The sequence below is a fragment of the Henriciella sp. genome, from assembly GCF_029936995.1.
Lineage (GTDB): Bacteria > Pseudomonadota > Alphaproteobacteria > Caulobacterales > Hyphomonadaceae > Henriciella.
The window spans coordinates 49,447-55,837 of record NZ_JAPYRE010000010.1; the positions used below are offsets into that span (position 1 = coordinate 49,447).

Genomic DNA, 6,391 nt, shown 5'->3' on the forward strand with positions numbered 1-6,391 from the left:
CAATTTCACCGAGACTGAAAGGATATAAAAATGGGACTGTTTTCCCGCCTCGGCGACATCATCAACTCCAACATCAACGCGATGCTGGACAATGCCGAAAACCCCGAAAAGATCGCGCGCCTGATCATCCAGGAAATGGAAGATACGCTGGTCGAGGTCCGTACCTCCGCTGCCCGCGCCATGGCCGACAAAAAGGAAATGGAACGCGAGATCGACTATTACACCCGCGTTCGCGATGACTGGGACAAAAAAGCCGGCGTTGCTGTCGACAAGGGCCGTGAGGACCTTGCCCGTGGTGCACTGGTTGCCAAGCAGAAAGCTCAGGGCGAGATCGAACGCCGTCAGCACGCCATGCAGGCTGCTGAAGAAGCTTTCGAGAAGCACCAGGACGACCTGTCCAAGCTTCAGGCGAAGCTCGATGAGGCCAAGGCCAAGCACCGCGCCCTCATGATGCGCCGGGAAGCTGCTGAGCAGCGTATCCGCATGCGTTCGCAGACCCACGATGGCAAAGTCGATGATGCACTGGCCCGCTATGCCAGCGTGGAGCGCAAGGTCGACGAAATGGAAGCCTATGCCGACACGATCAAGGGACGCGAGCCGACCCTGGAAGCCGAGTTTGCCGCTCTCGAGCGTGATGAGGCTGTCGAGAAGGAGCTTGAAGCCCTCAAGAAGTCGCGGGCCGGTGCTGCTTCGCAGGCATCCGACACCCAGAATAAAGAGGAGTAGACCGCAATGATTTCCTCCCTGATTGTACTCGCGGCAATTCTGTCAATTATCATCGTGCCGGGGCTGATCCTCCAGAACATGGAAGACCGGGCACAGGCTGAAAAGGGCTAGGCATGGACATAGCACTCATCATTCCGATCGTTGCGATTGTTTCGATCTTCATCGTCTTCCCCGGCATGGTGTTTCACTACATCACGCTGTGGCGGAAGCAGAAGACCCTGGAGCCCGACGACGAACGGATGCTCGAAGACCTGTGGCGCTCCGCCAAAGCCATGGAGCGCCGCATCGAGACCCTCGAGAAACTCGTCGATACACACCCGGAAGACGGGATGCCGGCCTCTCGCCCGTCCCGCTCCGCATTTGACCAATAGGATAGAACTGAAATGACCCACCCACATGATCGTCACCGTGAAGATGGGGCTGGCAGCCGGGATGACATGTTTGCCTCCCCCAACCCCAAGCGGCTCTACCGCTCGCGCAATGAACGCCTCCTCGCGGGTGTCTGTGGCGGGATCGGTGAGCGCTATGGCTGGGATCCGATTGTCGTTCGCCTCCTGGCGCTTGCAATCTTCTTCTTCCTGGCAGGCCCGCTGATCTTCATCGGCTATATCGTGATGTGGCTCGTCGTGCCCAAGGCTCCGAAGAGCTATCGTCATCTGCCACCGGAAGAAGAGGCCTTCTGGCGCGGCGTGTCGGATCGGCCGAAGACTACCTATTCCGGGCTCAAGTACACATTCATGGACCTGGAAGACCGTCTTCAGAACCTTGAACGCAGTGTCACCTCGGATGAATGGCGTCTTCGCCGTGAATTCCGCAACCTCGAAAAGAACTGATCATGTCGGCTCTCATCCTTGCCCTGCCCGACCGGCATCAAAGGTCAGAGCCGCTTAACTTCAACGTCCAGACTCAGGGGACAGAACCAATGCCAGCCAAACTTCAGACAGGTGGATGGATCGCTTTCACAATCGCGCTCGGCGCACTCGCCGTCACAGCTCTGGCGAGCTTTACCGGAGGGCTTCATGTCGAAGCTGGCGGTGTCCAGATGACGATGCAGGCCGATCTTGAATCCGGCATCCAGCTCATCTTCGCGGCGGCGGCAGAAAGCTAGCCGCCCCGCTTCAGGCTTCTCAGGATCTGCCGCATCGGCGAAACAGCCTGCAATGACTTCTCACTTGCTGGCGCAGGCTCCCCCAGGAGCTGCGCCGCGAGAACTTCCCCGGCCCAGGGCCCCCATGTGAAGCCCCGGGATCCAAACCCTCCCGAAACAAGAAGATTGTCAGACAGTGGCGCGTTCGCCTTCGCCGGGCGCCCGTGGCGGACATCATCAAACACGGTCATGGCGCGCTCATGATCCGGTACACGGCCAATGAGCGGCAGCCTGTCAGGCGTTGTTGCCCTTACGCCGGCGCGGTTTTCTGCGGGGGCCTTGCGGGCGTCCTGGCGCCAGAATGGGTTGAGCCGCTCAAGCGCGGCCATATTGGCGTCGCGGGCTCCAGGGTGCGTCTCGATCCTACCTCCATTCCATCTCTCAAATGTAGCGCCCCAGAGGCGTTGTTTGCCGCTAGCCAGGGCATAATCGCCGCTCGCCAGCGCTGAAGCTGGTGTGTCGACATCGCTTCGGCAAAACTCGACCTGGCCCATCCGCCCCTCGATCTCAAGCCATGGCAGGAGTTCGCGGATTTCATGACCTGCCGCGAGGATGGTCGGGACGCCGTCCTGCAGGTCCTCCGGCTCGAGAGTCTGCTCGAAATGAAGCTCGGCCCCTTCCAGAAGGAGCGGGATCAGCTTGTGCGGTTCCAGAATGAATGCGCCTTTGTGCAACTGGCCGCCACCGGCAAGCGCTTCCAGGTTTTCCAGACCGAGTGGCGGCTCGGCCAGAACCTTGGCGATGCGTTCGGCTTCCTTTTCATCCTTCGGCCTGTGGGTCACATCGGAGAAATGGGCACCTTCGAGGCCAGCATAGAAGTGCCGTGCAGCAATATACGCATCCAGAAGCAGGCGCGCCTGCACAGTGTCGCCAGCATCAAGACGCGGCATGACCAGGGCGAGTGGATTGCCGCTTGCTGCATGTGCGGCATTCTTTGCAGAATCGACCACCTCGACGCTTACGCCGCGATCCATCAGCACACGTGCAGCACAAGCCCCGGCAATGCCGGCCCCCACAACGCGCACATGTTCAGCGCGTGTGCCGAGCGGTCGCAGGCCATAGGGATCCGGGTTGCGGGAAGGCAGCTCCCCGGCGCGCACTTCAAGCCTCTCCCGCTTGCGTCCGAAACCGGGCTTCTTCTCGACGGCAAACCCGGCCTCGGCAAGACCGCGCCGGACCGCACCTGCAACCGTGAATGTTGCCGCAATTGCACCTTCCTCACACCGCTGGCGGACCATTGGCCACAGGGTGGGGGCCCACATGTCCTCGTTTCTTGCGGGCGAGAAGCCGTCGAGAAACCAGGCATTGGCCCTTAGAACGGCGCCCGGCAGCATCTCTTCGATATCGCCGGTATGAAGCGTCAGGGTAAGGTGGTCCCCGGGCCAGACGAGCCGCTGGACGCCATGGGCGCGCACGGGCCATTTCGCAAGCAATCGTTGTGACAGGTCTTCAAGCTCTGGCCAGCTTGCCAGCGCCCGGGCGGCTTCTTCCCGGTCCAGCGGATAGCCCTCAAAGCTGACGAAATGCAGCCATGCCCGTTTGCCGCGCTGTGATTGTTGCCAGGCTTGCCATGTGGCGAGAAAATTTAGGCCCGTGCCGAAGCCTAGCTCGCCGATCGTGAACTGGTCGTGCCCGTCCCAGCGTTGTGGCAGGCCACAGCCTGCAAGGAAGACTGCACGTGTTTCCTCCAGCCCGTCATGGCGGGAGAAATAGACATCGCCCACCCGTTCATCGACAGGAGTGCCATCTTCCTTCCAGGCAAGATCCGGTTTTGGGGGCAAACGGGTCATGGCGCTGACCTAGCATGCATTGTGAAATATGCGAGAGCCCGGAACGTGTGCCTCTCTCTGCGTGTTTATCATACTGGGTGAAGCAAGCACCCTGAAAGGAAATTGTGATGAGTAAGGACAAGGCAAAAGGCCTCGCAAAACAGGCGGAAGGCAAGGCCAAGGAAGTGGCCGGCGTTGTATCAGGCAACCGCAAGCTCGAAGCTGAAGGCAAGCTGAAACAGGCAGAAGGCAAGGGCCAGGAAACGGTTGGCGACGTCAAGGACGAGATTGACAAGTCCACCAAAGACCGGGCCGAAGACGAGCGGAAATAGCTGCCGCCAATCTCTGCGGGCGAGTTCCAGCTTGCCCGTCTCCTGTTTCGGCGGGGTGATTGAAGGACATGGGGACATGCCATGACAGAAACTACCGAAGTCCAGCATGAGGCCACCTCTGATGGCGGACGCTACATATCCATCATTGATGGGTATGAGGCTGAAATGACCTATAAGCGTTCAGAGGACGGCACGATGATCATTGACCATACGCAAGTGCCTGAGGCGCTCGGCGGGCGTGGTATCGGCAAGACGCTGGTCAAGCGGGCTGTCTATGATGCGCGCAAGGCAAACAAGAAGATCGTGGCCAATTGCCCTTATGCGAAAGCCCAGATCGAGAAGAATGAAGACTGGCGGGATGTTCTGAAATGACTGATCTTACATTGGAGGACAACGGCAAGGAACTGACCACGGAGGTGGACGGTCGTGAGCTCGTCATCCGGTATGGTTGGATGAAAGACGGTGTTATGCGCGTCGATTTCGTAGGTGTGCCGGACGAGCTCGGCGGTCGCGGTCTTGGCACACGGCTGGTGGGCAGGCTGGTGGAGAAGGCCCGTGCGGAAGAATTTTCCCTAGTGCCGGTGTGTGGATTTGCCCGTGCGCAGCTACAACGTCATCCGGAGTGGCATGACGTCCTCGCCTGAGCGAGAATGGCTGGCATGAACAAGCCTTTCTGGGAAACGAAACATCTTGAGGACATGACCCCCACCGAGTGGGAGTCCCTTTGCGATGGCTGTGGCAAATGCTGCCTTCTCAAGCTGGAGGATGAGGATTCCGGTGACGTGGCCTACACGCGTCTTCATTGTCGTTTGCTGGATGCCGGGCTTTGTCAGTGCTCTGACTATGAAAACCGCAAACAAAAAGTGCCTGACTGCGTGATCCTGACCCCTCAGAAGGTTTCAGAACTAAAGTGGATGCCGAAAAGCTGCGCCTATCGGCGCGTCCATGAGGGCCGGGGGCTGGCGGACTGGCATCACCTTGTGTCTGGCAATCGTGAGCGCATCCATGAGGAGGGGCGCTCAATTCGCGGCAAGACGGTCAGTGAAGAGACAGTGCTGGATGAAGACCAGATCGACTGGATCATCGACTGGGACGGTAACCCGCCGGACTAGGATTTCTACGGTCCTTCGACCTCGTAGCCTTCGTCCCTCAGCATGGTGATGACGCTGTCAGGGCCTGCAAGATGTCCGGCACCCACAGCGACGAAGAATGTGCCCGGCTCGTCCAGCATGGCTTCGATCTGCGGGACCCAGTTCTCGTTACGCTCGATGAAAAGTGCGTCGTAAATGCCTTCGCCGCCACCTGTGTCCGGGTTGGCAACAAGCGTGCCAAGCCCCTCGACATCCCCGTCGGCCCATTCCTCGACAACCTGATCCAGCATCACTGTCGAGTCATCGAGTGTCAGCGCCGTCTCGTACAGGAATGTTTTTTGCTCGTCTTCCGGCAGGGTATCGAAAATGTCGGCCTGAACACTGGCTGTTTCGAGGAACATGAAGTCCTTGCCATCCGCCTGGGCTTCGCCAATCAGGACCTGTTCGACGCCTGCATTTGGATCGAAACCTTCCTGCTGGAGCTTCATGACGGAGAGGTTCACGGCCACCATCCATGGCTCCATGGGGTCGAGTGCCGCGATCGGTATGCCAAGCGGTTCGATAGCGTTTTCCAGTACGTTGAGGTCGCTCTCGCTCAGCTGGCCGCTCAGCGTGCGGCCATCGCCATAAAGTCCGCGTTGCATGAAGTCCTGCATGACGGCGCGCTGGCCTTCATCGCTCTCCATATCGACTTCCAGGACCAGTGTATCGGCTTCCTCGAAGGCCTCATTGAAGGCTTCGGTGCGCCATTCCAGGTCCGGACGCAGGATGTGAACCGTCCCGAAGAGATGAATCGTGGTGTCCTCATCGGAGAGGGTCCAGAGGGCCGGGTCCCCATCGCCACTGGTTTTCCGGGCTTCTTCGAGCGCAGCTTCATACTCTTCGAGCATTTCCGCCCGCTCACGCCTTTCCGGCGCTGTGGGTGAGGTCTCTTCGGACGGGGCCGACGTGGAGGCGCTTGCCTTGTCCTTTTCCTGCTTTGCATCTTCTGAAGCCGGGCCGCATGCGCTGAGTGCGAAGATTGTTACGAGAGCGGCACTCCAGCCTGCCACGCGGATTGAATGCAAGACCATGTCGGAAAGGCTCCTGTGCCGATGGTAAGGTTCACAAGCGTTCTGGCATAGCTGCGGGCAGGGTGAAAGATGTAACAACGTGCGGCCGGGAGATTGCACCGTTGCGCTGCTTCGCTTACACGGAAGTCGACGCACCTATAGCTCAGCTGGATAGAGCGCTGCCCTCCGAAGGCAGAGGTCTTAGGTTCGAATCCTAATAGGTGCGCCATCTTCCAAAAAATTGGCCCCGGTCAGCTCGAGCGAGGCCAATATC

General features: G+C 59.2%; 10 protein-coding genes and 1 tRNA gene. 9 read left to right on the forward strand and 2 right to left on the reverse strand.

Annotated elements, in window-relative coordinates:
- Positions 1-30: 30 nt before the first annotated feature.
- The 4 genes from pspA to Q1K31_RS15975 all read left to right on the forward strand — a co-directional run bounded on the left by pspA (position 31) and on the right by Q1K31_RS15975 (position 1,834).
- Complete coding sequence (gene pspA, locus Q1K31_RS15960) at positions 31-726, forward strand: phage shock protein PspA (protein WP_300381789.1); 696 nt, start codon at positions 31-33, stop codon at positions 724-726.
- 113 nt (positions 727-839) lie between these two features.
- Positions 840-1,097: an envelope stress response membrane protein PspB gene (pspB, locus tag Q1K31_RS15965; protein WP_300381792.1), complete on the forward strand. Its 258-nt coding sequence runs from the start codon at positions 840-842 to the stop codon at positions 1,095-1,097.
- 12 nt (positions 1,098-1,109) lie between these two features.
- Complete coding sequence (pspC, locus tag Q1K31_RS15970; RefSeq protein WP_300381796.1) at positions 1,110-1,559, forward strand: envelope stress response membrane protein PspC; 450 nt, start codon at positions 1,110-1,112, stop codon at positions 1,557-1,559.
- Between the two features lie 89 nt (positions 1,560-1,648).
- A complete protein-coding gene (locus tag Q1K31_RS15975; RefSeq protein ID WP_300381798.1) occupies positions 1,649-1,834 on the forward strand; it encodes a hypothetical protein in 186 nt (61 codons plus the stop codon).
- Here the strand turns inward: Q1K31_RS15975 and mnmD are convergent.
- Positions 1,831-3,663 carry a tRNA (5-methylaminomethyl-2-thiouridine)(34)-methyltransferase MnmD gene (gene mnmD / locus Q1K31_RS15980; protein ID WP_300381801.1) on the reverse strand — a complete coding sequence of 611 codons (1,833 nt, stop codon included), beginning with the start codon at positions 3,661-3,663 and terminating at the stop codon, positions 1,831-1,833. The two genes, Q1K31_RS15975 and mnmD, sit on opposite strands and share 4 nt — an antisense overlap.
- Before the next feature lie 107 nt (positions 3,664-3,770).
- Between mnmD and Q1K31_RS15985 the strand changes: the two genes are divergently transcribed.
- The 4 genes from Q1K31_RS15985 (at position 3,771) to Q1K31_RS16000 (ending at position 5,086) form a co-directional block, all read left to right on the forward strand.
- On the forward strand, positions 3,771-3,974 hold the full coding sequence (locus Q1K31_RS15985; RefSeq protein WP_300381804.1) for a CsbD family protein: 204 nt from the start codon (positions 3,771-3,773) through the stop codon (positions 3,972-3,974).
- 81 nt (positions 3,975-4,055) lie between these two features.
- Positions 4,056-4,346, forward strand: coding sequence for a GNAT family N-acetyltransferase (locus Q1K31_RS15990; RefSeq protein WP_300381806.1), 291 nt, complete (start codon positions 4,056-4,058; stop codon positions 4,344-4,346).
- Entirely contained in the window at positions 4,343-4,618 is a 276-nt protein-coding gene (locus tag Q1K31_RS15995; protein ID WP_300381809.1) for a GNAT family N-acetyltransferase, read from the forward strand. Before Q1K31_RS15990 ends, Q1K31_RS15995 begins: the two co-directional genes overlap by 4 nt.
- A 15-nt stretch (positions 4,619-4,633) precedes the next feature.
- A complete protein-coding gene (locus Q1K31_RS16000; RefSeq protein WP_300381812.1) occupies positions 4,634-5,086 on the forward strand; it encodes a YcgN family cysteine cluster protein in 453 nt (150 codons plus the stop codon).
- Positions 5,087-5,091: 5 nt separating this feature from the next.
- Here Q1K31_RS16000 and Q1K31_RS16005 read toward each other — a convergent pair whose 3' ends face one another.
- Complete coding sequence (locus Q1K31_RS16005) at positions 5,092-6,138, reverse strand: TraB/GumN family protein (RefSeq protein WP_300381814.1); 1,047 nt, start codon at positions 6,136-6,138, stop codon at positions 5,092-5,094.
- Positions 6,139-6,269: 131 nt separating this feature from the next.
- Here Q1K31_RS16005 and Q1K31_RS16010 point away from each other — a divergent pair.
- Positions 6,270-6,346 (forward strand) — tRNA-Arg (locus tag Q1K31_RS16010).
- Positions 6,347-6,391 lie beyond the last annotated feature (45 nt).

Excerpts from the sequence above, each read along its gene's own strand:
- Q1K31_RS15990 (WP_300381806.1), top strand. The coding sequence starts at position 4,056 with ATGACAGAAACTACCGAAGTCCAGCATGAGGCCACCTCTGATGGCGGA.
- mnmD (WP_300381801.1), bottom strand. The coding sequence starts at position 3,663 with ATGACCCGTTTGCCCCCAAAACCGGATCTTGCCTGGAAGGAAGATGGC.
- Q1K31_RS15975 (WP_300381798.1), top strand. The coding sequence starts at position 1,649 with ATGCCAGCCAAACTTCAGACAGGTGGATGGATCGCTTTCACAATCGCG.
- Q1K31_RS15995 (WP_300381809.1), top strand. The coding sequence starts at position 4,343 with ATGACTGATCTTACATTGGAGGACAACGGCAAGGAACTGACCACGGAG.
- pspA (WP_300381789.1), top strand. The coding sequence starts at position 31 with ATGGGACTGTTTTCCCGCCTCGGCGACATCATCAACTCCAACATCAAC.
- pspC (WP_300381796.1), top strand. The coding sequence starts at position 1,110 with ATGACCCACCCACATGATCGTCACCGTGAAGATGGGGCTGGCAGCCGG.
- Q1K31_RS15985 (WP_300381804.1), top strand. The coding sequence starts at position 3,771 with ATGAGTAAGGACAAGGCAAAAGGCCTCGCAAAACAGGCGGAAGGCAAG.
- pspB (WP_300381792.1), top strand. The coding sequence starts at position 840 with ATGGACATAGCACTCATCATTCCGATCGTTGCGATTGTTTCGATCTTC.
- Q1K31_RS16000 (WP_300381812.1), top strand. The coding sequence starts at position 4,634 with ATGAACAAGCCTTTCTGGGAAACGAAACATCTTGAGGACATGACCCCC.
- Q1K31_RS16005 (WP_300381814.1), bottom strand. The coding sequence starts at position 6,138 with ATGGTCTTGCATTCAATCCGCGTGGCAGGCTGGAGTGCCGCTCTCGTA.